Origin of the sequence: Bailinhaonella thermotolerans (assembly GCF_003594875.1) — a bacterium.
GTDB classification, from domain to species: domain Bacteria; phylum Actinomycetota; class Actinomycetes; order Streptosporangiales; family Streptosporangiaceae; genus Bailinhaonella; species Bailinhaonella thermotolerans.
In genome coordinates, this window is the sequence record NZ_QZEY01000014.1 from 20735 (window position 1) to 45612 (window position 24878).

Genomic DNA, 24878 nt, shown 5'->3' on the forward strand with positions numbered 1-24878 from the left:
AGCGCGTGAAGGAGACGACGGAACCCGTGCGCGTGGTGCTGGCCGGGGCGCACGGCCACGGGGCGACCTACCTCGACCGGCTGCGGCGGCTGCGCGGCCGGGCGGAGCTCGTGGGGGTGTGCGACGTGCGGCCGGTCCCGCCGGAGGCCCTGGCGGGCCTCGGCGAGCCGGATCAGGGCGATGACGTGGGCGCGCTCGTCGCGCGGACGCGGGCGGAGATCGCCGTCCTGGCGACCCCCACGCCCGCGCACGCGCCGATGGCCGTGGCCGCCCTGGAGGCCGGGGCGCACGTGCTGGTGGAGAAGCCGCCGGCGCCCTCGATGGCGGCCTTCGAGCGGATGGCCCGGGCCGCGGAGCGGACCGGGCGGGGCTGCCAGATCGGTTTTCAGAGCCTGGGCTCGGAGGCGATCGCGGCCGTGCGCCGGCTGGTCGCCGGGGGCGCGATCGGCCGGGTCACCGGCGTCGGCGCGGCGGGCTCCTGGCCCCGCCCGGCGGCGTACTTCACGCGCAGCCCCTGGGCCGGGCGGCGGCGCATGGGCGGCGACGACGTCATGGACGGGGCGCTGACGAACCCGTTCGCCCACGCCGTGGTCACCGCGCTCGCGGTCGCCGGGGCCGAGGGGCGCGGGTCGGTGGCCGGGGTCGAGACCGACCTCTACCACGCCAACCCCATCGAGGCCGACGACACCTCCGCGGTCCGGATCAGGCTCGCCGACGGCACCCCCGTCGTGGTGGCGGTGACGCTGTGCGCCCCCGCCCGCGACGAGCCGTACGTCGTCGTGCACGGCGAGCGCGGGCGGGTCCGCCTCGTCTACACCACCGACGAGGTCACCGTGGAACGCCCGGGGTCCCCGCCCGAGGTCACCCGCCACGGCCGGGCCGACCTGCTGGAGAACCTGGTCGCCCACGTGCGCGGCGGGGAGGCGCTGCTCGTCCCGCCCGCCAGGACCGCCGCCTTCATGGAGGTCATGGAGGCCGTACGGCTCGCGCCCGACCCCGCCCCGATCGGCGACGAGCATCAGGAGGTCACGCCCGGGGGACGGGTCCTGCGCGGCGTCTCGGCCCTGGTGGAGGAGGCGGCGGAGCGGCTGGCGCTGTTCACCGAGCTGGACGCGCCGTGGGCCGTCCCCCGCGTCGCGCTCGCCGCCGCCGGGCGCCCGGTCGCGACGTACGTCACCGCGCCCCGGCTGCCGGCGACGCACGCGCCGCGCCCCCACCTGCACCCGGTGCGCACGCTCGGCGGCGTCACCGTGACCGAGACCCTGCCGGAGGACCACCCGCACCACCTGGGCGCGGGGGTGGCGATCCCGGACGTGGGCGGGCGCAACTTCTGGGGCGGGCGCACGTACGTCCGCGACCGGGGGCCCGCCTGGCTGGACGACCACGGGCGGCAGCGCCACGCCGGCTTCACCGGCCGGACCCCGGCGGGGTTCACCGAGACGCTGGTCTGGGAGGGCCCGGACGGGCTCCCGGTGATCCGGGAGAAACGCGTGGTCAGGGTCCGCGACGCGCCGCCCGGCTGGGCCCTGGAGCTGACGTTCACGCTGGCGAACGCCACGGGGACGCCGCTGCCGATCCGCAGTTCGGCCACCAAGGGACGGCCCGGCGCGGCCTACGGCGGCTTCTTCTGGCGGGCCCCCGGCGACTCCCGCGACCGGCGGGTGTTCACCGCCGGGGCCGAGGGGGAGGAGGCGGTGCACGGCTCCCAGGCGCCGTGGCTGGCCCTGTCGGCCGTCTCGGCCGGGGACGAGCCCTGGACGCTGGTGTTCGTCCAGGACGCCGACCCCTGGTTCGTGCGGATCGCGGACTACCCCGGGATCGGGGCCGCCCTGGCCTGGGACACGCCGCTCGTCCTCGGCCGGGTGCTGACGCGGGCCGTGACCGTGGTCGTGGCGGACGGGCGCCTGGACCGCGCCGAGGCCGCCCGGCTGGCCGCCGCCGCGGCGCCCGGGAGGACCGCGCCCGCGTCCGCGCGGTGAGCGCCGCCCGGCCCGGCCGCCCCCGCGGCCGCCACGGGCGCCTGCCGTTCCGCGCCGTGGGGCCGCCCCGCGTCCTCGGCCCGCTCCCGCTGCCCGGCGACCGTGCCGTACCGCTTGTCACCAGGGCTTTTGCAAGCGGTTGTCAGAGGCCGACCGCGCATGTTCGCGTGAGAAAACCAGGTGAACGCCCTACCGCTGGAGAGTTTCCCGGGGGCTCTTGACGTTTCCTCCGGATTGCCGCAGTGTTTCCCGCAACCGGTTGCAACGCCCCGGACCCTGTTCCCCGCAGCTCCCGCACGCTCCCCCGAACCCAAGGAGACGTCGGCGTCATGGCCCGCGCCACCCGGACCCCCTACCTGCTGATCGCGCCGGCTCTGATCGCGATGCTCGGCTTCCTCGTGTACCCGATGGCGAGCGTCGTCTACTACAGCCTGCAGCACTACAACGTGACCAAGCCGTGGGACAACGGCTTCGCCGGCCTCGACAACTTCAGGACCCTGCTGTTCGAGGACCCGCTGTTCTGGCAGAGCCTCGGCTTCAGCGTGAAGTGGGTCGCCGTCGAGGTGACGCTCCAACTGCTCTTCGGCCTGGCGCTCGCCCTGATCGTCAACGAGACCTTCGTCGGCCGGGCGCTGTCGCGGGCCCTGGTCTTCTCGCCCTGGGCCGTGTCCGGGGTGCTGACCACCGGCATCTGGGTGCTGCTCTACAACCCCACCACCGGCGTCTCGCGCTACCTGGCCGACCTGGGCCTGATGGAGTACGGCGCGGCGCCGCTGGCCGACCCGGACACGGTGTTCTCCGCCGCGGTGGTGGCCGAGCTGTGGCGGGGCGTGCCGTTCTTCGCGATCCTGCTGCTGGCCGACCTGCAGAGCGCCGCCAAGGAGCTCTACGAGGCCGCGTCGGTGGACGGCGCCAGCCGCGTCCGGCGCTTCTTCCACATCACGCTGCCGCACCTGAAGGACGCGATCATCCTGTCCACGCTGCTGCGGTGCGTGTGGGAGTTCAACAACGTGGACCTGCTCTACACGCTGACCGGCGGCGGGCCCGCGCACGCGACCACCACCCTGCCGCTGTACGTGGCCTCGAAGGCGGCCCAGGCCCACGACTTCGGGTACGGCTCCGCGCTGACCACCGCCGCCTTCCTCATCCTGACCTTCTTCTCGATCGCCTACCTCAGGCTGAGCAAGTTCGGAGCCAAGGCATGACGACGGTCCTGGAGCGGCCCGAGGCGGCCGTGTCCCCCGCCCGCCCCGCGCCGGGAAGGTCCGCGCAGCGCGTGAGCCGCTGGCAGATCTGGGCGCCCCTCGCGCTCTACCTGCTGTTCACGCTCGTGCCCTTCTACTGGATGCTGGTCTTCGCGTTCCGGCCCCGCGGCTCGTCCTCGCTGCTGCCCTGGCCGATCACGTTCGACAACTTCGCGACCGTCTGGAACGACCTGGGCTTCGCGATGTTCTTCCGGAACAGCCTGATGGTGGGGCTGGCCTCGCTGGTCGCGACCACGCTGATCGCGCTGGCCGGCGGGTACGCGCTGGCGCGGTACGAGTTCCGCGGCAAGAGGGCGTTCATGGTCGGGATGCTCTGCACGCAGTTCATCCCCGGCGCGATGATGCTCATCCCGCTGTTCGAGATCTTCCGCACGCTCGGCCTGGTCAACTCGCTGTGGAGCCTGGTGATCGCCGAGACGGTGTTCCAGCTCCCGCTCTCGCTGATCCTGATCAGCGGCTTCATCAAGAACATCCCGGTGGAGCTGGAGCAGGCGGCCTGGGTGGACGGCTGCGGGCGGCTGCGCGGCTTCCTGGCGGTGGTGCTGCCGCTGCTGCGCCCCGCGCTGGTGGCCGTGGGCTCGTTCGCCTTCATCCACAGTTGGAACAACTTCCTCTTCGCGCTGATGTTCGTGAACGAGCAGGAGAAGTTCACGGTCCCGGTCGGCCTGTCGTACACGCTCGGGGAGTTCAGCGTGGACTTCGGGGCGCTGGCCGCGGGCGGCGTGGTGGCGGCGGTCCCGGTGGTGCTGGTGTTCGCCTTTATTCAGAAATACCTGGTCCAGGGCATGAGCGCCGGGGCGGTGAAGGGATGACGGCCCCCTGGATCGCCGACAACGGGGACGGCACCTACACCAACCCGGTGCTCGACGCCGACTGGCCCGACCCGGACGTCATCGCGGTGGGCGACGACTTCTACCTGACGGCCTCCAGCTTCACCAAGGTCCCCGGGCTGCCGATCCTGCACTCGAAGGACCTGGTCAACTGGACGATCGCCGGCCACGCCGTCACCCGCGGCCGGGACGAGCCCCGGCCGGGCCACGGCGTGTGGGCCCCCTCGCTCCGCTTCCACGACGGCCGCTTCTGGATCTTCTACGGCGACCCGGACGAGGGGATCTTCGTGGTCACGGCGGACCGGCCCGAGGGACCGTGGCGCGAGCCGTACCTCATCAAGAAGGGGGCCGGGCTGATCGACCCGTGCCCGCTGTGGGACGAGGACGGGCGGGCCTACCTCGTGCACGCCTGGGCCAAGAGCCGGGCCGGGTTCAACAACCGGCTCACCCTGCACGAGATGACGCCGGACGCGACGGCGCTGCTCGGCCCCGGCCGGGTGGTGATCGACGGCGACCGGGTGCCCGGCTGCTTCACGCTGGAGGGGCCCAAGCTCTACCGGCGCGACGGGTGGTACTGGATCCTCGCGCCCGCCGGGGGAGTGGCGACCGGGTGGCAGTACGCCTTCCGGTCGCGCGACGTGGCCGGGCCGTACGAGCCGAGGATCGTGCTGGAGCGCGGCGGCACCGCGGTGAACGGCCCCCACCAGGGCGCCTGGGTGCGGGCCGGGGACGCCGACTGGTTCCTGCACTTCCAGGACCGCGGGGCGTACGGGCGGGTCGTCCACCTCCAGCCGATGCGCTGGGGACCGGACGGCTGGCCGGTCATCGGCGACGGGGGGCGGCCGGTCCCCGGCGGGCGCAAGCCGGTCCAGGGCCACCCCCCGGCCGCGCCCCGGTCGGACGACGACTTCACCGGGGCGGCCCCCGGACCCCAGTGGAGCTGGCCGGCGAACCCGGACCCGTCCTGGTGGTCCACCGGCGCGGGCCACCTGCGCCTCACCTGCCGCCCGGGCCCGGAAGACCTCCGGCTCCGGCCCGACGTGCTGACCCAGCGCCTGCCCGCCAGGGCGTTCAGCGCGACCACCGCGATCAGCCTCGGTGACGGGGCCCGGGGCCGGGCCGGGCTCGCCGTGCTCGGCGACGAGTACGCCTGGGCCGGGCTGGACGGAGACCTGCTGGTCTGCCGCGCCGCCGGCGCGGGCGGGCCCGAACGCGACCTGGCCGCCCCGGTCCCGGCCGGGGAGGGCCCGGTGACGGTCACGGTGACCGTCGAGGACGGCGCCCTGTGCCGCTTCTCCGCCGTCTCCGCCGCAGGGCGCGAGGTCGGCGGCCGCTTCCGCGCCGCCCCGTCCCAGTGGGTCGGCGCGGTTCTCGCGCTCTTCGCCTCGGGGGAGGAGGGCCACGCCAGGTTCCACGGCTTTTCCACGAAAGGTACGGCTCCATGAGACCCCTGCTCGCCCTGGCCACCGCGGCCCTGCTCGGTCTGGGCCTGACCGCCTGCGGTTCCGGCTCGTCCCCCTCCGCCGCCGGAGGGGAGACCACGATCACGTTCTGGGACGACAACGGCGGGCCCGCCCGCACCCCCGTCTGGCAGCACATCATCGGCGAGTTCCAGAAGGCCAACCCCAAGATCAAGGTCAAGTACGTCGGCATCCCGATCGCGCAGGCCCAGCAGAAGTACGACACCGCCATCGCGGGCGGCGGCCTGCCGGACGTCGGCGGCGTCTCCACCGCGATGCTGGCCAACCTCGTCGCCCAGAAGGCCCTGGAGCCGCTGGACGACCGCATCGCCAAGAGCGCGCTCAACGGCAAGATCAACCGGCAGGTCCTCACCACCGTGAAGGCCACGGTCCCGGACGGCAAGACGTACATGATGCCGATGTCCACCAACATGGGCGTCTTCTGGTACCGGACGGACTGGTTCAAGGAGGCGGGCATCGCGGCGCCGAAGACCTGGAGCGAGTTCTTCACCGCCATCGAGAAGCTGACCGACAAGTCCAAGAACCGCTACGGCTTCACCATCCGAGGCGGCGCCGGCTCCATCGCGCAGATGATGGAGGTCCTGTACGGCCAGAGCGGCATCACCGAGATCTTCGACCCCGCCGGCAAGGCCACGATCAACGACCCGAGGAACGTGGCGGCGCTGGAGAAGCTGGCGGGCCTGTACAAGAAGGTCACGCCCGAGGCCGACGTGACCAACGACTACGTGAAGATGGTCGCCCAGTTCGACGGCGGCAACATCGCGATCATGCAGCACAACCTGGGGTCGTACAACGACCACGCCAAGACCCTGGGCGAGGACAAGGTGGCCGCGATGGCGGTGCCCAGGTCCGACTCGGGCACGCAGTCGATCCTGTCGAACCCCGTCTCCGGCATCGGGGTGTTCGCCGCCGGCGAGAGGAAGGACGCCGCGTTCAAGTTCGCCGAGTTCGCCGCGTCCAAGGCGATGAACAGCCACTGGGCCGAGAAGACGGGCGTCCTGCCCGCCAACACCGAGGTGGACGGCGAGCGGTGGATCAAGGACGCGCAGCACGTCGCCGAGGCGTCGCGGGTGCTCAACGACCCGGCCACCAAGGTCGTGCAGATGCCGTACTACCTGCCGGAGTTCAACGCGATCACCAAGACCGAGATGGAGCCGCTGTTCCAGAAGGTCCTGCTCGGCCAGATGCCGGCCAAGACCTTCCTCGACCAGTTCTCCGCCAAGCTCACCGAGGCCCAGGCCAAGTACAGGCAGCGCAACGGCTGAGGCCCGCACGGCGGGCGCCGGGCCGCCCCGGCGCCCGCCCGCCCCCTCCGGGGCGGGAGCCGCGCCCGGGGCGGGAGCCGCGTCAGGGGGCGGCGGTCCCGGCGATCGCGGCGGGGAGGGCGCGGAGACGGTGGGCGGGGAGGTCGAGGACGGTCGTGTCCGCGGCCCAGGGGGCGGCGGCCAGGACGGCCGCCTTCGCCTCGTTCTTGGTCAGCGTCTCTCCCCGGGCGCGGGCGAGGGCGATCAGGGCCTCCCGCCAGGTGTTGAGCAGCTTGCCGTGGGCGGCGTCCAGGACGCGGCGCACGGCCTCCTCCGCGGTGCCGGGGGCGGGCCGCGGCAGCCGTACGGCCTCGACGCCGCCGGGGACGGGCCGGACGGAGTAGACCGGGGAGACCAGCGCGGCCAGGCCCGGCGGCGTCTCGCGGGGCTCCACCCGGACGCGGACGCGGTCGGCGCGGGTGGCGAGCAGGACGCGGGGGAGCGCCGCGCCGAGACCGGCGGGCAGCGTGACCGCGACCTGGCGCGGATCGCTCTTGTACGGCTTGGCCAGCCACGTGGACAGGCGGACGCGGGGCAGACGGGGCAGGACGGAGGCGGGCCAGTCGCCGACGAGGAGGTCCGGCTCGCCCGCCGACTCCCACGCCTCGGGGCGCTCCCCGGCCTCGATGGACTGGGGGCCGTGGGTGTAGATGCGGGTCTCGACGCGGTCGCCGCGGGCGGCGACGGCCGGCCAGGTCTTCGCCGTGGGACGCAGGACGTACAGGTCGGCGGCGCTGCCGATCGCCTCGGCCCCGTGGTACCGGTTGAAGTCCGGCCACATCGCCTCGATCGCCAGGTTGAGCTCGGCGAACGCGTTCTGCACCTTCAGCGCCAGGGCCGGGGTGCGCTCGCTCGCGCCGTACGCCATCAGCAGCCGCCCGCGCTCCCGGTCCCGCAGCCCCTCCAGCGCCCGGAGCGCGAAGAGCCCCATGCCCTCGGGTGTGTACGGCGGGTCGCTGATCGCCAGGTCGGCCCAGGCGGCGGCGGAGGCGGGCAGGCCGAGGCGCAGGTCGGCCCAGCGGGTCCGGATGGGCAGGCCCTGCGCGTCGATGTGGGCGAGCACCCGGTCGTCCACGTCCACCACCGTGACCTCGGCCTCCGGGCAGACGAGCGCGACCGCGACCGAGGTCAGGTCATGGTCGCCCACGCACAGCAGCCGCGCCCCGGGCATCCAGAAGCGCTCCCGCAGCAGCAGGGCCCGCCGTACGACGGTCTCGGCGGTGGCGGACACGTGGTCGAGGGACGCCAGCGCGGCCGGCCCGGCGGCGATGGCCTTCTCCACGCGGGCGACCAGGGCGGGGTCCACGAGGTGCGACACCGGGTCGGCGAGCCCGCTGACGGCTGTGAGCCGCCGGTACGCCGCCGCGCGGGCGGGCGGGACGCGGAACAGCTCGCCCTGGCGCTCGAGTTCCACGGCGCGGAGGAGCGCCTCGACGGAGCGGCGTGACGTGGCGGCCTCCCGCACCAGCTCGCCGAGCGACCGCCAGCGCCCGTCGGTCAGCGCCGCGAGCGCGTGCCGAAGCCTCCGGGAGTCGGCCGCGGCCTCCTCCAGCAACAACGAGAGTTCTTCATGTCCGGTCCCGCTCACTGAGACAGCCTCCCACATGGCGGTCTTCCGGCGGAAACCGCGGAACCGGTGGAAACCACTGGTCAGCGGCGATGTGACAGCGGCGCGTGAGGTTCGTCAACGTGCCCTGCCGGGCATGTTTCCCAAGGTGATGTAGTCTCTACTCACCTAACCCGCAGCAGGGCCAACGTCGTCCCGGACTGCACGCACGACGCAGACGATGACGACGGGAGGGATTAGATGCCTGCTGCCCAGCCTGGGCTTCCCGCGCCCCAGGGCCTGTACCACCCCGCCAACGAACACGACGCGTGCGGCGTCGCGATGGTGGCCGATGTCGCCGGACGCCGAGGTCACGACGTCGTCGAGAAGGCCCTCACGGCGCTCCGCAACCTCGACCACCGGGGCGCGACCGGCAGTGAGCCCGACACCGGCGACGGTGCGGGGATCCTGACGCAGATCCCGGACGCCTTCTTCCGCAAGGCGGTGGACTTCCCGCTGCCGGAGGCCGGGTCGTACGCGGCGGGCATCGGCTTCCTGCCCAAGGACGGCGAGGCCCGCCTGATCGCCGAGCGCATGATCGAGGAGATCGCGGCCGAGGAGGGCCTGACGGTCCTCGGCTGGCGCGACGTCCCGCACGACGCGGCGCACTGCGGCCCGTCGGCGCGGGCGGTCATGCCGTCGTTCCGGCAGCTCTTCGTCTCCTCGCCGGGCGGCGAGAGCGGCCTCGACCTGGACCGGCTGGCGTTCGTGCTGCGCAAGCGCGCCGAGCACGAGGCGGACTGCTACTTCCCCTCGCTGTCCTCGCGCACGATCGTCTACAAGGGCATGCTGACCACGCCGCAGCTCGAACCCTTCTTCCCCGACCTGTCCGACCCGGACTTCCACACCGCGATCGCGCTGGTCCACTCGCGCTTCTCCACGAACACGTTCCCGTCGTGGCCGCTGGCGCACCCATACCGCTACATCGCGCACAACGGCGAGATCAACACCGTCAAGGGCAACCGCAACTGGATGCGCGCCCGCGAGGCGATGCTGGCGACCGGGCTGATCCCGGGCGACCTGGAGCGGCTGTTCCCGATCTGCGACCCGGACGCCTCCGACACCGCCTCCTTCGACGAGGTGCTGGAGCTGCTGCACCTGGGCGGGCGGTCGCTGCCGCACGCGGTGCTGATGATGATCCCCGAGGCGTGGGAGAACCACACCGAGATGGACCCGGCGCGCCGCGCCTTCTACGAGTTCCACTCGACCCTCATGGAGGCGTGGGACGGCCCCGCGTCCATCACCTTCACCGACGGCACGGTCGCCGGCGCGGTCCTGGACCGCAACGGCCTGCGCCCCGGCCGGTTCTGGGTGACCTCCGGCGGGCTGGTCGTGCTGGCCAGCGAGGCCGGCGTGCTCGATATCGACCCCGCCGACGTGGTCCGCAAGGGCCGTCTCCAGCCGGGCCGCATGTTCCTCATCGACACCGCCCAGCAGAAGATCATCGAGGACCACGAGATCAAGGCCGAGCTGGCGGCGGCGCAGCCGTACGCCGACTGGCTGCACGCGGGCCTGGTGCGCTTCGAGGAGCTGCCGGAGCGGGTACGCGAGGTCCCGACGCACGAGGTGCTGGTCCGGCGGCAGCAGACCTTCGGGTACACCGAGGAGGAGCTGCGCGTCATCCTGTCGCCGATGGCCAGGACGGGCGCGGAGCCGATCGGCTCGATGGGCACCGACACCCCGGTCGCGGTGCTGTCGGAGCGGCCCAGGCTGCTGTTCGACTACTTCAGCCAGCTCTTCGCGCAGGTCACCAACCCGCCGCTGGACGCGATCAGGGAAGAGCTGATCACCAGCCTGCAGTCCACGATCGGCCCCGAGGGCAACCTGCTCGACCCGGGCCCGGCGTCCTGCCGCCGCCTGGTGCTGCCGTACCCGGTGATCGACAACGACGAGCTCGCCAAGATCATCCACATCAACGACGAGGGCGCGCTGCCGGGCTTCCAGCCGTACGTCGTCTCCGGCCTGTTCGAGGTCGCGGGCGGCGGCGCGGCGCTGACCGCGCGCCTTGAGGAGATCTGCGCCGAGGTCTCGGCCGCGATCCGGGACGGCGCGCGCATCATCGTGCTCTCCGACCGGCACTCCAGCGACACCCACGCGCCGATCCCGTCGCTCATGCTCACCGGCGCGGTGCACCACCACCTCATCCGCGAGAAGACCCGCACCCGGGTCGGCCTCGTCATCGAGACCGGTGAGGCGCGCGAGGCGCACCACATGGCCCTGCTCATCGGGTACGGCGCCAGCGCCATCAACCCCTACCTGGCGATCGCGACCGTCGAGGACCTCATCGCCGCCGGGACGCTGGACGTCGAGCCGCACAAGGCCGTCCGGAACCTGATCAAGGCGTACGGCAAGGGCGTCCTCAAGATCATGTCCAAGATGGGCGTGTCCACGGTGGCGTCGTACACCGGGGCGCAGATCTTCGAGGCGCTCGGCCTGGGCGCCGAGGTGATCGACCGCTGCTTCACCGGCACGGTCTCCCGGCTGGGCGGCGTCGGGTTCGACGTGCTCGCCGAGGAGGTCGCGCAGCGGCATAAGCGGGCCTACCCGCGCGTGGCCGCGGCGCACCGGCGGCTGGAGGTCGGCGGCGAGTACCAGTGGCGCCGCGAGGGCGAGCCGCACCTGTTCAACCCCGAGACGGTCTTCAAGCTGCAGCACTCCACCCGGACGCGGCAGTACGAGATCTTCAAGGACTACACGAGCCTGGTGGACTCGCAGGCGTCGAAGCTGATGACGCTGCGCGGCCTGTTCAGGCTGCGCGAGGGCGACCGCCCCGCCGTGCCCATCGACGAGGTCGAGCCGGTCTCGGAGATCGTCAAGCGGTTCTCCACCGGCGCGATGTCCTACGGGTCGATCTCCGCCGAGGCGCACGAGACCCTGGCGATCGCGATGAACCGCCTGGGCGGCAAGTCCAACACCGGCGAGGGCGGCGAGGACGCCGAGCGCTTCACCCCCGACCCCAACGGCGACCTGCGCCGCTCGGCGATCAAGCAGGTGGCCTCGGGCCGGTTCGGCGTCACCAGCGAGTACCTCACCAACGCCGACGACATCCAGATCAAGATGGCGCAGGGCGCCAAGCCCGGCGAGGGCGGGCAGCTCCCCGGGCACAAGGTGTACCCGTGGGTGGCCAAGACCCGGCACTCCACGCCCGGCGTGGGCCTGATCTCGCCGCCGCCACACCACGACATCTACTCGATCGAGGACCTGGCGCAGCTCATCCACGACCTGAAGAACTCCAACCCCTCGGCGCGCGTGCACGTCAAGCTCGTCGCCGAGGTCGGGGTCGGCACGGTCGCGGCGGGCGTGTCCAAGGCCCACGCGGACGTCGTGCTGATCTCCGGCCACGACGGCGGCACCGGCGCCTCCCCACTGACCTCGATCAAGCACGCCGGCGCCCCCTGGGAGCTGGGCCTGGCCGAGACCCAGCAGACGCTGCTGCTCAACGGCCTGCGCGACCGCATCGTGGTCCAGGTGGACGGCCAGCTCAAGACCGGCCGCGACGTCGTCATCGCCGCCCTCCTCGGCGCCGAGGAGTACGGCTTCGCGACCGCGCCGCTGGTGGTCTCCGGCTGCGTGATGATGCGGGTCTGCCACCTGGACACCTGCCCGGTGGGCGTGGCGACGCAGAACCCCGAGCTGCGCAAGCGGTTCACCGGCAAGCCCGAGTTCGTGGTGAACTTCTTCGAGTTCATCGCCCAGGAGGTGCGGGAGTACCTCGCGGCGCTCGGCTTCCGCTCGCTGGACGAGGCGATCGGCCACGCCGAGATGCTCGACGTGTCCGCCGCCGAGGACCACTGGAAGGCGTCCGGGCTCGACCTGTCGCCGATCCTGCACGTCCCGGACCTGCCCGAGGGCGCGGCGCTGCGCCGTACCACCGAGCAGGACCACGCGCTGGACAAGGCGCTGGACAACACGCTGATCCAGCTCGCCGAGGGCGCGCTGCAGTACGGCGACCGCGTCACGCTGGAGCTGCCCATCCGCAACGTCAACCGCACCGTCGGCACGATGCTCGGGCACGAGGTCACCCGGCGGTGGGGCGGCCAGGGCCTGCCCGACGACACCATCGACGTGTCGTTCACCGGCTCGGCGGGCAACTCGTTCGGCGCGTTCGTGCCGCGCGGGATCACCCTGCGGCTGACCGGTGACGCCAACGACTACCTCGGCAAGGGGCTCTCCGGCGGCCGGCTGGTCGTCAGGCCGCACCCCGAGGCCCCGCTCGACGGTCACATCATCGCCGGGAACGTCATGCTCTACGGCGCCACGTCCGGCGAGGTGTTCGTGCGCGGCGTCGTGGGCGAGCGGTTCTGCGTCCGCAACTCCGGCGCGACCGCCGTCGTCGAGGGCGTCGGCGACCACGGCTGCGAGTACATGACCGGCGGCCGCGCGGTGGTGCTCGGCCCGACCGGGCGCAACTTCGCGGCGGGCATGTCCGGCGGCGTCGCCTACGTCCTGGACCTGGCCCCCGAGCGCGTCAACACCGAGATGGTGGACCTCGACCCGCTCACGGCCGAGGACGGCGAGTTCCTCCGCGCGACGGTCGAGAAGCACTTCGCCGAGACCGGCTCGGCCGCCGCGCAGCGGCTGCTGGCCGACTGGGACCTGGCCCTGGAGCGCTTCACCAAGGTCATGCCCCGCGACTTCAAGCGCGTGCTCGCCGCCCGCGCCGCCGCCGAGGCCGAAGGCCGTGACATCGACGAGGCCGTCATGGCGGCCTCCGGTCAGTAAAGAGGGGGTATCACGATGGCCGACCCGAAGGGTTTCCTGACGCACGGGCGTGAGCTGCCGCCGCGACGCCCCGTCGACGTGCGCATCCGCGACTGGCGCGAGGTCTACGAGGAGTTCCCGCGCCCCGCGCTGGAGAAGCAGGCGTCGCGCTGCATGGACTGCGGCATCCCGTTCTGCCACAACGGCTGCCCGCTCGGGAACCTCATCCCCGAGTGGAACGACCTGGTCTACCGCGCCGACTGGCGCGAGGCGATCGAGCGGCTGCACGCCACGAACAACTTCCCCGAGTTCACCGGGCGGCTGTGCCCGGCGCCGTGCGAGGCGGCGTGCGTGCTCGGCATCAACAGCGACCCGGTGGCGATCAAGCGGGTCGAGGTGGAGATCATCGACCGCGCGTTCGCCGAGGGCTGGGTGACGGCCCAGCCCGCGCCGGTCAGGACCGGCAAGCGCGTCGCGGTCGTGGGCTCCGGCCCGGCCGGGCTCGCCGCCGCCCAGCAGCTCACCCGCGCCGGGCACGACGTGGTCGTGTACGAGCGGGCCGACCGGATCGGCGGGCTGCTGCGGTACGGCATCCCCGAGTTCAAGATGGAGAAGCGGCACATCGACCGGCGCCTGGCCCAGATGCGGGCCGAGGGCACCGAGTTCCGCGCCGGCGTCAACGTCGGCGTGGACGTCACGGCCGAGCGGCTCCGGGCCGAGTACGACGCGGTCGTGCTCACCGGCGGCGCGACCGCCTGGCGCGACCTGCCCATCGCCGGGCGCGAGCTGGCCGGGATCCACCAGGCCATGGAGTACCTCCCGCCGGCCAACAAGGTGCAGGAGGGCGACTTCCCGGTCTCCCCGATCTCGGCCGAGGGCAAGCACGTCGTCGTGATCGGCGGCGGCGACACCGGCGCCGACTGCATCGGCACCGCGCTGCGCCAGGGCGCGGCCTCGGTCACCCAGCTCGAGATCATGCCGCGTCCCCCGGCGTCGCGGGCGGCCGGCCAGCCGTGGCCGACCTACCCGACGCTGTTCAAGGTCGAGAGCGCGCACGAGGAGCTCTCCGACGCCGGCGGCGCCCGGGTGTACGCGGTCTCCACGACCGAGTTCGTCGGCGACGGCCGGGGCAACGTCCGCGCGCTGCGCGTGGTCGACGTCGAGGGCCCGCAGACCGGCTTCCGGCCGATCGAGGGCACCGAGCGCGAGATCCCGGCCGACCTGGTCACCCTGGCCATGGGCTTCGTCGGCCCGGAGAGGGGCGCGCTGCTGACGGACCTGGGCGTGGGCTACGACCCGCGCGGCAACGTCCGCCGCGACGCGTCCTACCGGGCGCTGGCCGAGGACGGCACCCCGCTCGACGGCGTCTACGTCGCCGGCGACATGGGCCGCGGCCAGTCCCTCATCGTCTGGGCCATCGCCGAGGGCCGCTCGGCCGCCGCGGCGGTGGACGAGGCCCTGACGGGCTCGACCGCCCTCCCGGTCGCCATCCCGCCCACGGCCCGCGCCCTGGCCTGACGTCCCCGGCGGCGGCCCCGCGCGATCCACCGCGCGGGGCCGCATCGCCCACACCGTCTCCCGCCTGGTGAGCCCCGGGCCGGCCTCCTGTCCGGCCCGGCCGTCCACATCGCCGCCCGGTGGACCAGCGGCCCCGCTCCCGCCGGGCCCGGCCTCCGCCTCGCGGGGCGGGTCAGCCCAGGTATTCCGGGGCGGCGGGGGTGATGACCTCGGGGCCCGACTCGGTGACGATCACGTTGTCCTCGTAGTTGGCGCCGCCGACCCCGGGAAGGGCGATCCGGCGTTCCACGGCCAGGCACATGCCCGGCTCGGCGACGCCCGGGACGTCGGGGGACAGCCACGGGGGCTCGAAGGAGAGGCCGAGGCCGTGCCCCCACACCCCGGACATCAGCGGCCGGGGAGCCCCGTGGCGGCGGGTGTACGGCGACCGCGCCAGGTTCTCGTCGCAGCGCCGCGCCACCTCGGACAGGGGCGTGCCGGGGCGGAGGGCGGCGACGCCGGCGCGGACGCTGTCGCGCACCGCGTCGAGGAGGAGGCGCCGGTCCTCGCCGGCCTCCCCGGCGACCACCCGGGTGCGGGCGAAGTCGAACAGGTACCCCTCCACCGAGCCGTACAGGTCGATCCGCAGCAGGTCGCCCGCCTCCAGCCGCCGTCCGGTGTACGCCGCGGGCCCGGACGGCGCGAACGTCACGCTCTGGCCGCCCGACGACAGGCCCATCCCGTAGTACGCGCCGCCACCCGCGACGATCTCGCCGATCGCGGCCGCGGCCACCTCGGCCTCGCTCGCCCCGGGCACCGCCGCCGCCATGGCCGCGTCCATCGCGCGCACCCCCAGCGCCCCGGCCGCCCGCAGCAGGTCCAGCTCCGCCGGGCTCTTGACCCGCCGCAGCCGCCACCCCACCTCGTCCGCGTCCACGAGCGCTCGCCCCGGGAGCCCCGCGGCGAGCCGGTCCCGCCACGGCCACGCCAGCCCGGCGCACCCGGTCAGCCCGGCGCGGCCCCCGTCCGGCACGGCCCGCCGCACGACGTCCGCGAGCGTGTCCACCAGGTCGGAGGCGGGGCGCACCTCGTCGGCCACCGGCTCCTCCTGGAGCTCCCCGACGTTGGACACCAGCACCACCGGCCCCTCGACCGGCACCACCGCCGCCGCGTGCCCCTCGGCCCGCCACCGCCCCGGCAGGTCCGGCACGAGCGGCTGGTGCTGGTAGAACCCGGTCAGGTGGTACACGTCCGCGTACCCGTCCTGCGCCGACCCGCCGCGCGACCAGGCGACCAGGCAGTCCAGCCCGGCCTCCGCCGCCGCCCGCCGCGCCGCCTCCTGCCGCGCCCGATACTCGTCAACGCCGATCCCCATGAGCCCTCCTCCGTCCCCCGGGCCCCTACCCACCCGCGCGCCGGGTACGGCGGGGCGGGCGGCGCGCGAGCGCGTCTCCCGGGGCGGGCTCCCGCCGCCGCGCCGGTCAGGGGGCGGTGACGACGATCTCCAGATAGTCGGCGTGGGCGACCAGGGTGTCGTCGCCGGACTCGTTGGCGGCCCGCCAGACGGCGATCATGTCGGCGCGCAGCGCCTCGGCGCGGTCCCGGTCAAGGCGGGCGAAGGCGGCGCGGGCCGGGCCGTACCAGTCGCGGAAGTAGTCCACGGCGAAGGCGGGGGAGGGGTAGCGGAACGGCTGCGCGCGCCGCCGCACCTCGACCCGGGCCCCGGCGAACAGCTCGCGGGCCCGCGCCTCGGTGCCCCACTCGAAGGGGGAGCGCAGCCCCGGCGGCGGCTGGACGTAGGCGGCGACGGTCCGGGCGTATCGCCCGATCAGGCCGTCCGGGGTCCACGCGGTCACGCCGACGCGCCCGCCCGGCCGTACGGCCCGCAGCAGCTCGGCCGCCGCGCGCTCCTGGTCGGGGGCGAACATGACGCCGAACGTGGACAGCGCGGCGTCGAAGTGGCCGTCGGGGAAGGGGAGCTCCTGCACGTCCGCCTCCCGCGTGGCCAGCGGCAGCCCCTCGCCGGCGGCCAGCAGCGCGGCCCGCTCCAGCGACTCGGGCACGAAGTCCACGGCGACGACCTCGCAGAACCTCCGGGCCGCGGCGACGGAGGCGGTGCCGGTGCCCGCCCCGGCGTCCAGGACCCGCTCCCCGGGCCGCAGCCGCAGCTCCTCGCACAGCAGCTCGGCGTACAACGGGGGGAACCGCGCGGCCAGCCGCCCCAGATCCCCCTGAGCCCAGACGTCCCGCTGTCCCCTGGTGATGGCGCTCACGTTCTCGATCATGTTCCCGACGCTACGTACGGCGGGCCGCCCTCCGCTTCGCCCGTCCGGCCCATGCCGCCACCTCCGTGTATGGCCCGAACGGGCCATACCTCGCCAACGCGTGCGACGCGGGTCAGAGGAGGCCGAGACGGGCGGCGTGGGCCACGGCGGCGGCGCGGGAGGGTGCGCCGAGGCGGGTGAGGATGTCCGCCACGTGCCGTTTGACCGTATGCTCGCTCAGCCGGAGCCGGCGGGCGACCTGGCGGTTGGTCAGCCCGCCGGCCAGCAGCCGCAGGATCTCCGCCTGGCGTCCCGTCAGCGCCGGGACCGGTGCGGCCCGCCCCGCGAGCCGGGCGGCGCGCTCGGCGTCGGGGATCGCGCCGAGGCGTTCGAAGACCAGCCTCGCGGCGTCCGCCTCCTCCTCGGCGGCCCGGGGGCGGCCCCGGTCCCGGAGCAGGGCGGCCAGGTCCAGCCTGACGCGCGCCCCGCCGTACAGGTCGCCGCCGTCGTCGGCCAGCCGCGCCGCGCGTTCGAGGCACGCCTCCGGCGGATCCTCGTCCTGGGGGCGGGCTTCGCCCGGGAGGCGTGCTTCATCCGGGAGGCGTGCTTCATCCGGGAGGCGGGCTTCGTCCGGGAGGCGCGCTTCGTCCTGGGGGAGGGCGGCGCGGAGGAGGCCGGCGGCCCACAGGGCCGACGCGCGGGCGGCGGCGGTGCCGACGGCCTCGGCCAGGGCGGACAGCTCCGCCGCCGCGGCGACGGCGCGGCCGGGGAGGCCGGCGGCGACGGCGGCGCGCACCAGCAGTTCCAGGGCGGGCACGCGGTCCAGGCGCTCATCGGGGCCGAGGGTGTCGCGCAGTCGCTCGGCGATCTCCAGGGCGGCGAGGGGGTCGCCCTCGTCCAGGCGCAGCTCGGCGAGGCCCGCGCGGGACGCCGGGAGCGACCTGCTCCGTGCGAACAGCTCGGCCGCCTCGGCCCGGCGGCCCTGGCGGCGGCGCAGCTCGCCCAGCCGCGCCCACGCCTCGGCCGCCAGCGCCGGCCGCCGGGAGCCGAGCACGGCCGCCGCGCTCGTCAGCTCGTCCTCGGCGGCGTCCCAGTCGCCGCGCCCCAGCAGCGCGCCGCCGTAGTGGGTGCGGCAGAGCGCGAACGGCGTCCCCAGGTCCAGCCGCCGGCAGAACTCCATCACCCGCTCCGCCCACTGCCCGGCCCGATCCCAGTCCCGCGCGCGCTCGCACCCCTGCACCACGTAGCAGCTCGGCACCCAGACCGAGGCCGCCTCCCCGGCCTCCCCGGCGAGCGCCGCCGCCGCGGCCTCGTCCAGCAGCCGCATCCCCTCGGCCACCCGTCCCAGCCCCACCCCGGCGATCCCGGTCAGCGCCATCGCCTGGAGCTCCAGATCCGGCGACCGCAGCCGCCGCCCGGCCGCCGCCACCCTCCCGGCCAGTTCCAGCGCCTCGTCCGGCCGCCCCGCCCGCAGCGCCGCCATCCCGCGGAACAGTTCCAACAGCGCCGCGTCCGCCCCGTCCGGCGTGTCCGCGAGCAACCGCCGGGCCCGCCCGAACCACCCCTCCGCGACCGCCGTCTCCCCCCGGAGCTGCGACGCCGCGGCCCCGAGCCACGCCGCCGCCCGGCCCGCCCCCGCCGGGTCGCCCGCCGCGCGATACCACCGGTAGGCCTCTTCGTATCGGGCGATGGTCTCCCCGTCATCGTCCATCCACCAGGCCGCCGCCCCGGCCCCCTCCGCCGCCGCCCCCCAGAGCCGGAACCTCTCCGCGTCCGCGCCGCCCCCGCCGTACCCGCCCCCGTCACCCCCGCCCCCGTCACCCCTGCCGTACGGCTCGCCGCCCGCCGTCCCGGCCGGGTCCGCCCTCCCCACCGCGTCCCCCGGCTCCCCGGTCCGCGTCCGCGCCCCGTCCGCGCCGGCTCCGCCGTCCCCGCCGTACGGCTCCGCGGCCGCCGTCCCGGCCGCCTTCGCCGCTCCGGCCGCCGTAGGTATGCGGACGGCCGCCGCGTCCGAGGCGGCGTCATCGCCGCGGGGGCCGGCGCCCGCCGCCCCGGTCCCGTCCACCGCGCCGGTCGCGGGGCCGTCCGCCGGGCCGTTCACCAGGGTGTCCGCCGGGCCGTTCGCCGCGCTGTCCGCCGGGCCGTTCACCGGGCCGTTCACCGGGCCGTTCACCGGGGTGTCCGCCGGGCCGGCCGGGGCGGGCGGGGGCAGGGCCTGGGTGAAGAGGGCCTTGGCCTGCTTCCAGCGGCCTCGCCGCAGGAGTTCCCGGCCGCGGGCCACCGGGTCGCTCGGGCTTTCCACACCGCCATCCTCGCCGCCCGGCCGCGTCCGCGCGTGCCCCGAGGGGGGCCCTTTCGCGCGCGCGCGGGGAGCGGGCGGCGGGCCGTACGGGACGCGCCGTTCGGGAGGGATTGGTGGATTCGGGGGTTTCGGGGCGGTTCCGCGGGAGGGCGGTTTATGATCTTGAAGGTTTTCCGATGAGAAGAGCTGGAGTTCTCGGATGGCGGCAGAGGAGTTCCCCCCGGCCGGGGTCGACGCGACCGTGCCGAACGTCGCGCGGGTCTACGACTGTTTCCTGGGCGGGAAGGACAATTTCGCCGTCGACCGGGCGGTGGTCGAGGCGAGCCTGCGGATCGACCCCGACACGGCCAAGAACGCGCTGGCCAACCGGGCGTTCCTGGGCCGCGCCGTACGGCACATGGCCGGGCTCGGCATCCGGCAGTTCTTCGACATCGGGTCCGGCCTGCCCACGCAGAACAACGTCCACCAGATCGCGCAGGCCGTGATCCCGGACGCCCGCGTCGTCTACGTGGACAACGACCCGACGGCGGCCGCGCACGGGCACGCGCTGCTGGAGAACGCGGAGACGGTCGCGTTCGTCCACGGGGACATCCGCGACCTCGACGCCCTGCTCGACCACCCCAAGGTCCGCCGCGGCCTCGACTTCGGCGAGCCGGTCGGGCTGCTGCTGTTCGGGATCCTGCACCACCTGAACGACGACGAGGGGCCGGGCGAGATCGCCGCCCGGCTGCGCGACGTCCTCGCGCCCGGCAGCCACCTGGCGATCTCCCACTTCCACAACCCGGGCGAGGCCGACCCGGCCGGGGCCGAGGCGGCGCGCACGGCCGAGGCGTTCTTCGCCGAGCGGTTCCAGACCGGCCGCTTCCGCACCACCGGGGAGATCCGCGCCTACTTCGGCGACTTCGAGCTCCTGGACCCGGGCCTGGTCCCCCTCAACGACTGGCGTCCCGACGGCACCGAGCCCGACCTCCCCCCGCGCAACCGTCCCCTCTTCGCCGCCGGCGTGGCCCGCAAGCCCGCCCCGTCCCCCGCCTGACCCCCGCCCCCCGCCTGACCCCCGTTCCCGCCCGGGTCCGCGCCCGGAAGGCCGCGCGGGCTCCGGGAGGTCGTTCCTCCCGGCGTACGGCCGCGCCCCGGGCGCACGCGCGCGTACGGCTCCGCCCGGCGCGCGGGCGGAGCCGTACGGCAAGAGCGGCAAGAGCGGCAAGAGCGGCAAGAGCGGGAAGAGCGGGAAGAGCGGGGTCAGCGGCAGGCGCGGCCGCCGGGGACGAGGCGCTCGGTGACCTGGCCCGCGGCGTCGGTGATGGTGACCTTGGCGTAGAAGAGGGAGCCGGGGTTGCAGGTGCCGCCCGCCCAGGTGCGCCGGGTGGCGGAGTTGTACTGGCCGGGCCCCATCCAGGTGTTCCGGCCGTCGCTCCAGCGCGCCGTGGCCGGGTCCGCGCCGCCCTCCCAGTACGCCTCGCAGAAGACCATGTAGGTGCTGCCCGCGCTGCAGTACGCGAACGTGACGGCCGGCGCCGAGACGGCCGCCGACGCCGGGGCGGCCATGACGGTCAGGGCCGCCAGCGCCGTGGCGGCCGCGCCCGCCGAGAGCCCGCGCGCTGTCCTCGGAACCATGCGATCTCCCTTCATCGGGGACGCCCGGCGGCGCGCCGGGCGCGGGCGCATCGTATGGGCGGGACCAGGCCGGGTCCACGGCCCTGTCCCGGGTCGGCCACGGCCGGAAAGGGCGGGCCGGGCCGTACGGCGGCGCGGGTGTGTGCGGAGCGCCCAGCGGGGGCCGGCCGGCTGGGCGGCGCGCACACGGGGAGCGCGGGGGCAGGTGCGTAGCTTCGGGGCGTTGCTCGCCTGGAAGGGGTGGCTATGTCGTACCGGGTCGCCATGGACATCGGGGGGACCTTCACGGATGTCGTCTGCTACGACGAGGAGACCGGGGGGTTCCGGGCGGCCAAGGCGCCGACGACCCCCGGGGACCTCGCCGGGGGCGTCTTCGAGGGGCTGTCGCGGGTGGTGGAGGACGCGGGGGAGATCGCGTTCTTCGTGCACGGGACCACGCAGGGGCTGAACGCGCTGCTGGAGCGCAAGGGCGCGCGGGTGCTGCTGGTGACCTCCCAGGGGATGCGCGACGTCTACCACATCGCGCGCGGGAACCGGGACCGCATGTTCGACCTGCGCTACCGCAAGCCCGCCCCGCTGGTGCCGCGCAGCGACACCGTCGAGGTGGGCGGGCGGCTGGACTACCGGGGGGCCGAGCTGCGCCCGCTCGACGAGGACGCGGTGCGCGGGGCCGCCCGCAGGGCCCGCGAGGGCGGGTACGACGCGGTCGCCGTCAGCCTCCTGTTCAGCTACGCGAACCCCGCCCACGAGCTGCGCGCGGGGGAGATCCTGGCGGAGGAGCTGGGGGACACCCTGGTCGTGCTCTCCCACCAGGTCGCCCGCGAGTGGCGGGAGTACGAACGCACCAGCTCGGCCGTCCTGGAGGCGTACACCGGCCCGGTGGTGCGGCGGTACCTCAACCGCATCGAGGGCCGCTTCGCCGAGCGCGGCCTGACGGTGCCCGTGCACGTGATGCAGTCCTCCGGCGGCATGGTCAACGCCTCGTACGCCCGGGAGAGGCCGCTCCAGACGCTGCTGTCCGGGCCGGTCGGCGGCACGATGGGCGGGGTCGCGCTGACCCGGCTCCTCGGCCGTGGCAACGCGATCTGCGTGGACATGGGCGGGACCTCGTTCGACGTGTCCCTGGTGATCGGCGGCGAGCCGGACGTGTCCGCCGAGGCCCGGGTGGAGGGCTTCCCGGTGCTGATGCCGATCGTCAACCTGCACACCATCGGCGCCGGCGGGGGCTCCCTGGCGTACGCCGAGGCGGGCGGGCTGCGGGTCGGCCCGGAATCGGCCGGCGCGGTGCCGGGACCGGCCTGCTACGGCCGGGGCGGGACGCGGGCGACGGTGACCGACGCGAACGCCGTGCTCGGCCGGGTGGACCCGGACTGGTTCGCCGGCGGCACGATGACGCTGGACGTGGAGGCGGCCCGCGCCGCCGTCGGGCGCCTGGCGGACGAGCTGGGGCTGGGCGCCGCCGAGCTGGCCGAGGGCGTGTGCGACGTGGCCAACGCCAAGATGGCCCAGGCCATCCGCACGCTGACCGTCGAGCACGGGATCGAGCCGCGCGAGTTCGCCCTGGTCGCCTTCGGCGGGGCCGGGCCGATGCACGCGGTGTTCATCGCCCGCGAGCTGGGCGTGGAGGAGGTCATCGTGCCGCGGTTCCCCGGCGCGTTCTCCGCCTGGGGGATGCTGGAGGCCGAGGTGCGCCGCGACGTCACCCGCCCCTTCTTCCGGCCGCAGGAGGAGCTGGACGGCGGCGAGATGGCCGCGACGCTGCGGGCGATGGAGGCCGAGGCGCTGGAGGCGCTGGCCGGGCAGGGCGTTCCGGAGGGCCGCCGCCGCGCGGTCCACGCGGTGGACATGCGCTACGAGGGCCAGGACTACACCCTCACCGTGCCGCTGGACGGCGCCGCGGAGCCGGACGATCCGGGCTTCCTCACGGCGGTGGCCGCGCGGTTCGCCGCCGCGCACGAGCGGAGGTACGGCCACGCGACCCCGGAGGCCCCGGTGGAGTTCGTCACCCTGCGCACCACGGGGCTCGGCGAGTTCCCGCGCGCGGCGGCGGGCGGGGCGGACGCCGTACGGCACGAGCCGGCCCCGGCCGTGCGCAAGACGGTCGTCTTCGACGGGCGCGAGCACGAGACGCCGGTGCTGCGCCGCGAGTCGATGGCGCCCGGCACGATGACCGCGGGCCCCGCGGTGATCGTGGAGGACACGGCGACGACGGTGGTGCCGCCGGGGTGCACGGCGCGCATCGACGAGCACGGACTGCTGGTGATCAAGGTGGGAGGCCAGAAGTGATCGACCCGGTGACGACGGAGATCATCCGCTGCGCCCTGCTCCAGGCCGCCGAGGACATGAACACGACGCTGATCCGCTCGTCCTACACGCCCGTGATCTACGAGGCGAAGGACTGCGCGGTCGCGCTGCTGGACCGGGACCACAACGTGCTCGGCCAGTCCTCCGGGCTGCCGATCTTCCTGGGGAACCTGGAGGAGTGCACCCGCGCCACCGAGCGCATGCACGGCCGCGGGGTGTGGGAGCCCGGCGACGTGTGGGTGCTCAACGACTCCTACATCGGCGGCACGCACCTCAACGACGTCACGGTCTACGCCCCGATCTTCGTCGGCGGCGAGCTGGTGGGCTTCGCCGCGTCGCGGGCGCACTGGCTGGACGTGGGCGCCAAGGACCCGGGCGGGTCCATGGACTCCACCACGATCTACCAGGAGGGCCTGCGGCTCGGCCCGGTCCGGATCTACCGGGCGGGCGAGCCGGACCCGGCGATGATCGAGGTCATCTCGCGCAACGTCCGCTTCCCGCACCCCACCCTCGGCGACATGCGCGCCCAGGTGGCGTGCGCGCGGATGGGCGAGCGGCGGTTCGCCGAGATCATCGAGCGGTGGGGCCTGGACACGGTCCACGCCGCGCGCGACGAGATCTTCGCGCAGACCGAGCGGCTGGAGCGCGAGCAGATCGCCGCCATCCCCGACGGGGTCTACACCGCCTCGGGCATGCTCGACAACGACGGGATCGACCTGGCGACGCCGCTGCCGGTGACGGTCCGGGTCGAGGTGCGCGGCGACCGGATGACCATCGACCTGACCGACTGCGCCGACCAGGCCACCGGCCCGGTCAACTGCGGCGCGGCCCAGGCCGTCGCCGCGTGCCGCGTCGGCTACAAGCTCCTGGTCAGCGGGGACGTCCCGCTGAACGGCGGCTCGTTCGCCCCGCTGGAGGTGGTCACCCGCGAGGGCTCCATGCTCGCCGCGGTCGAGCCCGCCGCCTGCCAGTACTACTACTCCCACCTCGGCCTGGTCATCGACCTCGTGGTGCGGGCCCTGGCCCCGGCCATGCCCGGCCGGGTGGCCGCGGCCAGCTACGGCGACTCCATGATCGTGCAGCTCACCGGGCTCGACCCGCGCACCGGCAGGCTGTTCGTCTCCCAGGAGGCCACGGTCGGCGGCTGGGGCGCGTTCGAGGGCGGTGACGGCGAGTCCTGCCTGATCAACAACGTCAACGGGTCCCTGCGCGACATGCCCGTCGAGGTGCTGGAGACGCTGTTCCCCGTCCGCGTCACCGAGTACGCCGTACGGCCGGGCTCGGGCGGCGCGGGCCGCTGGCGGGGCGGCGCCGGGGTGGTCCGCGAGTACGAGTTCCAGGCCGACAGCTCCCTGTCCCTGTGGTTCGAGCGCTCCGTGACCCCCGCCTGGGGCCTGTTCGGCGGCGCGGACGGCGCCCCGCCCCGCGTCGTCCTCAACCCCGGCCGCCCGGACGAGCGCGAGGTCCTCAAGGCCAACGCCATCCCGGTGCGGCCCGGCGACGTCCTGCGCTGCGAGAGCGGCGGTGGCGGCGGCTACGGCGACCCGGCGGGCCGCGACCCCGCCGCGATCGAGCACGATCTCCGCGAGGGCCTGGTCACCTCCTGACCCGGCTCGCCCGGAACCGTCCCCGCGCCGATCACGCGGGCACGACCCGTGCCCGCGTGATCGGCGCCCTTTCGTGCCCGGGCCAGGACCCTTTCGTGCCCGGGCCAGGACCTCTCGTGCC

15 protein-coding genes are annotated in these 24878 nt (G+C 74.6%); 10 read left to right on the forward strand and 5 right to left on the reverse strand.

Annotation, left to right across the window (positions count from 1 at the left end; genetic code table 11):
- Positions 1 to 5: 5 nt before the first annotated feature.
- The 5 genes from D5H75_RS28310 (at position 6) to D5H75_RS28330 (ending at position 6820) form a co-directional block, all read left to right on the forward strand.
- Positions 6 to 1979, forward strand: coding sequence for a DUF6807 family protein (locus tag D5H75_RS28310; protein WP_119929619.1), 1974 nt, complete (start codon positions 6 to 8; stop codon positions 1977 to 1979).
- Between the two features lie 329 nt (positions 1980 to 2308).
- Complete coding sequence (locus D5H75_RS28315) at positions 2309 to 3184, forward strand: carbohydrate ABC transporter permease (protein WP_119929620.1); 876 nt, start codon at positions 2309 to 2311, stop codon at positions 3182 to 3184.
- The gene (locus tag D5H75_RS28320; RefSeq protein ID WP_119929621.1) at positions 3181 to 4056 is read left to right on the forward strand and encodes a carbohydrate ABC transporter permease; all 876 of its coding nucleotides are present in this window, start codon (positions 3181 to 3183) and stop codon (positions 4054 to 4056) included. Before D5H75_RS28315 ends, D5H75_RS28320 begins: the two co-directional genes overlap by 4 nt.
- Complete coding sequence (locus D5H75_RS28325; protein ID WP_119929622.1) at positions 4053 to 5519, forward strand: glycoside hydrolase family 43 protein; 1467 nt, start codon at positions 4053 to 4055, stop codon at positions 5517 to 5519. Before D5H75_RS28320 ends, D5H75_RS28325 begins: the two co-directional genes overlap by 4 nt.
- Complete coding sequence (locus D5H75_RS28330) at positions 5516 to 6820, forward strand: ABC transporter substrate-binding protein (protein ID WP_119929623.1); 1305 nt, start codon at positions 5516 to 5518, stop codon at positions 6818 to 6820. Before D5H75_RS28325 ends, D5H75_RS28330 begins: the two co-directional genes overlap by 4 nt.
- An 82-nt stretch (positions 6821 to 6902) precedes the next feature.
- Here D5H75_RS28330 and D5H75_RS28340 read toward each other — a convergent pair whose 3' ends face one another.
- A complete protein-coding gene (locus D5H75_RS28340) occupies positions 6903 to 8447 on the reverse strand; it encodes a bis-aminopropyl spermidine synthase family protein (RefSeq protein WP_242454573.1) in 1545 nt (514 codons plus the stop codon).
- A 219-nt stretch (positions 8448 to 8666) separates the two neighbouring features.
- Here D5H75_RS28340 and gltB point away from each other — a divergent pair, with 219 nt between their 5' ends.
- Together gltB and D5H75_RS28350 are read left to right on the forward strand one after the other, a co-directional pair.
- Positions 8667 to 13187: a glutamate synthase large subunit gene (gene gltB, locus D5H75_RS28345; RefSeq protein ID WP_119929625.1), complete on the forward strand. Its 4521-nt coding sequence runs from the start codon at positions 8667 to 8669 to the stop codon at positions 13185 to 13187.
- Positions 13188 to 13202: 15 nt separating this feature from the next.
- Positions 13203 to 14684 (forward strand): glutamate synthase subunit beta, encoded by a 1482-nt coding sequence (locus D5H75_RS28350; protein ID WP_119929626.1) that lies wholly within the window; start codon positions 13203 to 13205, stop codon positions 14682 to 14684.
- Positions 14685 to 14856: 172 nt separating this feature from the next.
- Here the strand turns inward: D5H75_RS28350 and D5H75_RS28355 are convergent, their stop codons facing one another.
- The 3 genes from D5H75_RS28355 to D5H75_RS44295 form a co-directional block, all read right to left on the reverse strand.
- Complete coding sequence (locus D5H75_RS28355) at positions 14857 to 16038, reverse strand: M24 family metallopeptidase (protein WP_119929627.1); 1182 nt, start codon at positions 16036 to 16038, stop codon at positions 14857 to 14859.
- Between the two features lie 106 nt (positions 16039 to 16144).
- Positions 16145 to 16948, reverse strand: a complete 804-nt coding sequence (locus D5H75_RS28360; RefSeq protein WP_119929628.1) for a class I SAM-dependent methyltransferase — start codon at positions 16946 to 16948, stop codon at positions 16145 to 16147.
- A 112-nt stretch (positions 16949 to 17060) separates the two neighbouring features.
- Positions 17061 to 19229 carry a LuxR C-terminal-related transcriptional regulator gene (locus D5H75_RS44295; RefSeq protein ID WP_119929629.1) on the reverse strand — a complete coding sequence of 723 codons (2169 nt, stop codon included), beginning with the start codon at positions 19227 to 19229 and terminating at the stop codon, positions 17061 to 17063.
- Positions 19230 to 19428: 199 nt separating this feature from the next.
- On the opposite strand from D5H75_RS44295, the gene D5H75_RS28370 reads away from it, so the two are divergent.
- Entirely contained in the window at positions 19429 to 20265 is an 837-nt protein-coding gene (locus D5H75_RS28370; protein WP_119929630.1) for an SAM-dependent methyltransferase, read from the forward strand.
- Between the two features lie 206 nt (positions 20266 to 20471).
- On the opposite strand, the gene D5H75_RS28375 is transcribed toward D5H75_RS28370, so the two are convergent.
- Positions 20472 to 20846, reverse strand: a complete 375-nt coding sequence (locus tag D5H75_RS28375; RefSeq protein ID WP_119929631.1) for a hypothetical protein — start codon at positions 20844 to 20846, stop codon at positions 20472 to 20474.
- Between the two features lie 246 nt (positions 20847 to 21092).
- On the opposite strand from D5H75_RS28375, the gene D5H75_RS28380 reads away from it, so the two are divergent.
- The gene (locus D5H75_RS28380; protein WP_119929632.1) at positions 21093 to 23132 is read left to right on the forward strand and encodes a hydantoinase/oxoprolinase family protein; all 2040 of its coding nucleotides are present in this window, start codon (positions 21093 to 21095) and stop codon (positions 23130 to 23132) included.
- Positions 23129 to 24757 (forward strand): hydantoinase B/oxoprolinase family protein, encoded by a 1629-nt coding sequence (locus D5H75_RS28385; RefSeq protein WP_119929633.1) that lies wholly within the window; start codon positions 23129 to 23131, stop codon positions 24755 to 24757. Before D5H75_RS28380 ends, D5H75_RS28385 begins: the two co-directional genes overlap by 4 nt.
- Positions 24758 to 24878: the final 121 nt, after the last annotated feature.

Coding starts and splice junctions, on each gene's coding strand:
- D5H75_RS28315 (WP_119929620.1), top strand. CDS start 2,309: ATGGCCCGCGCCACCCGGACCCCCTACCTGCTGATCGCGCCGGCTCTG.
- D5H75_RS28320 (WP_119929621.1), top strand. CDS start 3,181: ATGACGACGGTCCTGGAGCGGCCCGAGGCGGCCGTGTCCCCCGCCCGC.
- D5H75_RS28325 (WP_119929622.1), top strand. CDS start 4,053: ATGACGGCCCCCTGGATCGCCGACAACGGGGACGGCACCTACACCAAC.
- D5H75_RS28330 (WP_119929623.1), top strand. CDS start 5,516: ATGAGACCCCTGCTCGCCCTGGCCACCGCGGCCCTGCTCGGTCTGGGC.
- gltB (WP_119929625.1), top strand. CDS start 8,667: ATGCCTGCTGCCCAGCCTGGGCTTCCCGCGCCCCAGGGCCTGTACCAC.
- D5H75_RS28350 (WP_119929626.1), top strand. CDS start 13,203: ATGGCCGACCCGAAGGGTTTCCTGACGCACGGGCGTGAGCTGCCGCCG.
- D5H75_RS28355 (WP_119929627.1), bottom strand. CDS start 16,038: ATGGGGATCGGCGTTGACGAGTATCGGGCGCGGCAGGAGGCGGCGCGG.
- D5H75_RS28360 (WP_119929628.1), bottom strand. CDS start 16,948: ATGATCGAGAACGTGAGCGCCATCACCAGGGGACAGCGGGACGTCTGG.
- D5H75_RS28370 (WP_119929630.1), top strand. CDS start 19,429: ATGGCGGCAGAGGAGTTCCCCCCGGCCGGGGTCGACGCGACCGTGCCG.
- D5H75_RS28375 (WP_119929631.1), bottom strand. CDS start 20,846: ATGGTTCCGAGGACAGCGCGCGGGCTCTCGGCGGGCGCGGCCGCCACG.
- D5H75_RS28380 (WP_119929632.1), top strand. CDS start 21,093: ATGTCGTACCGGGTCGCCATGGACATCGGGGGGACCTTCACGGATGTC.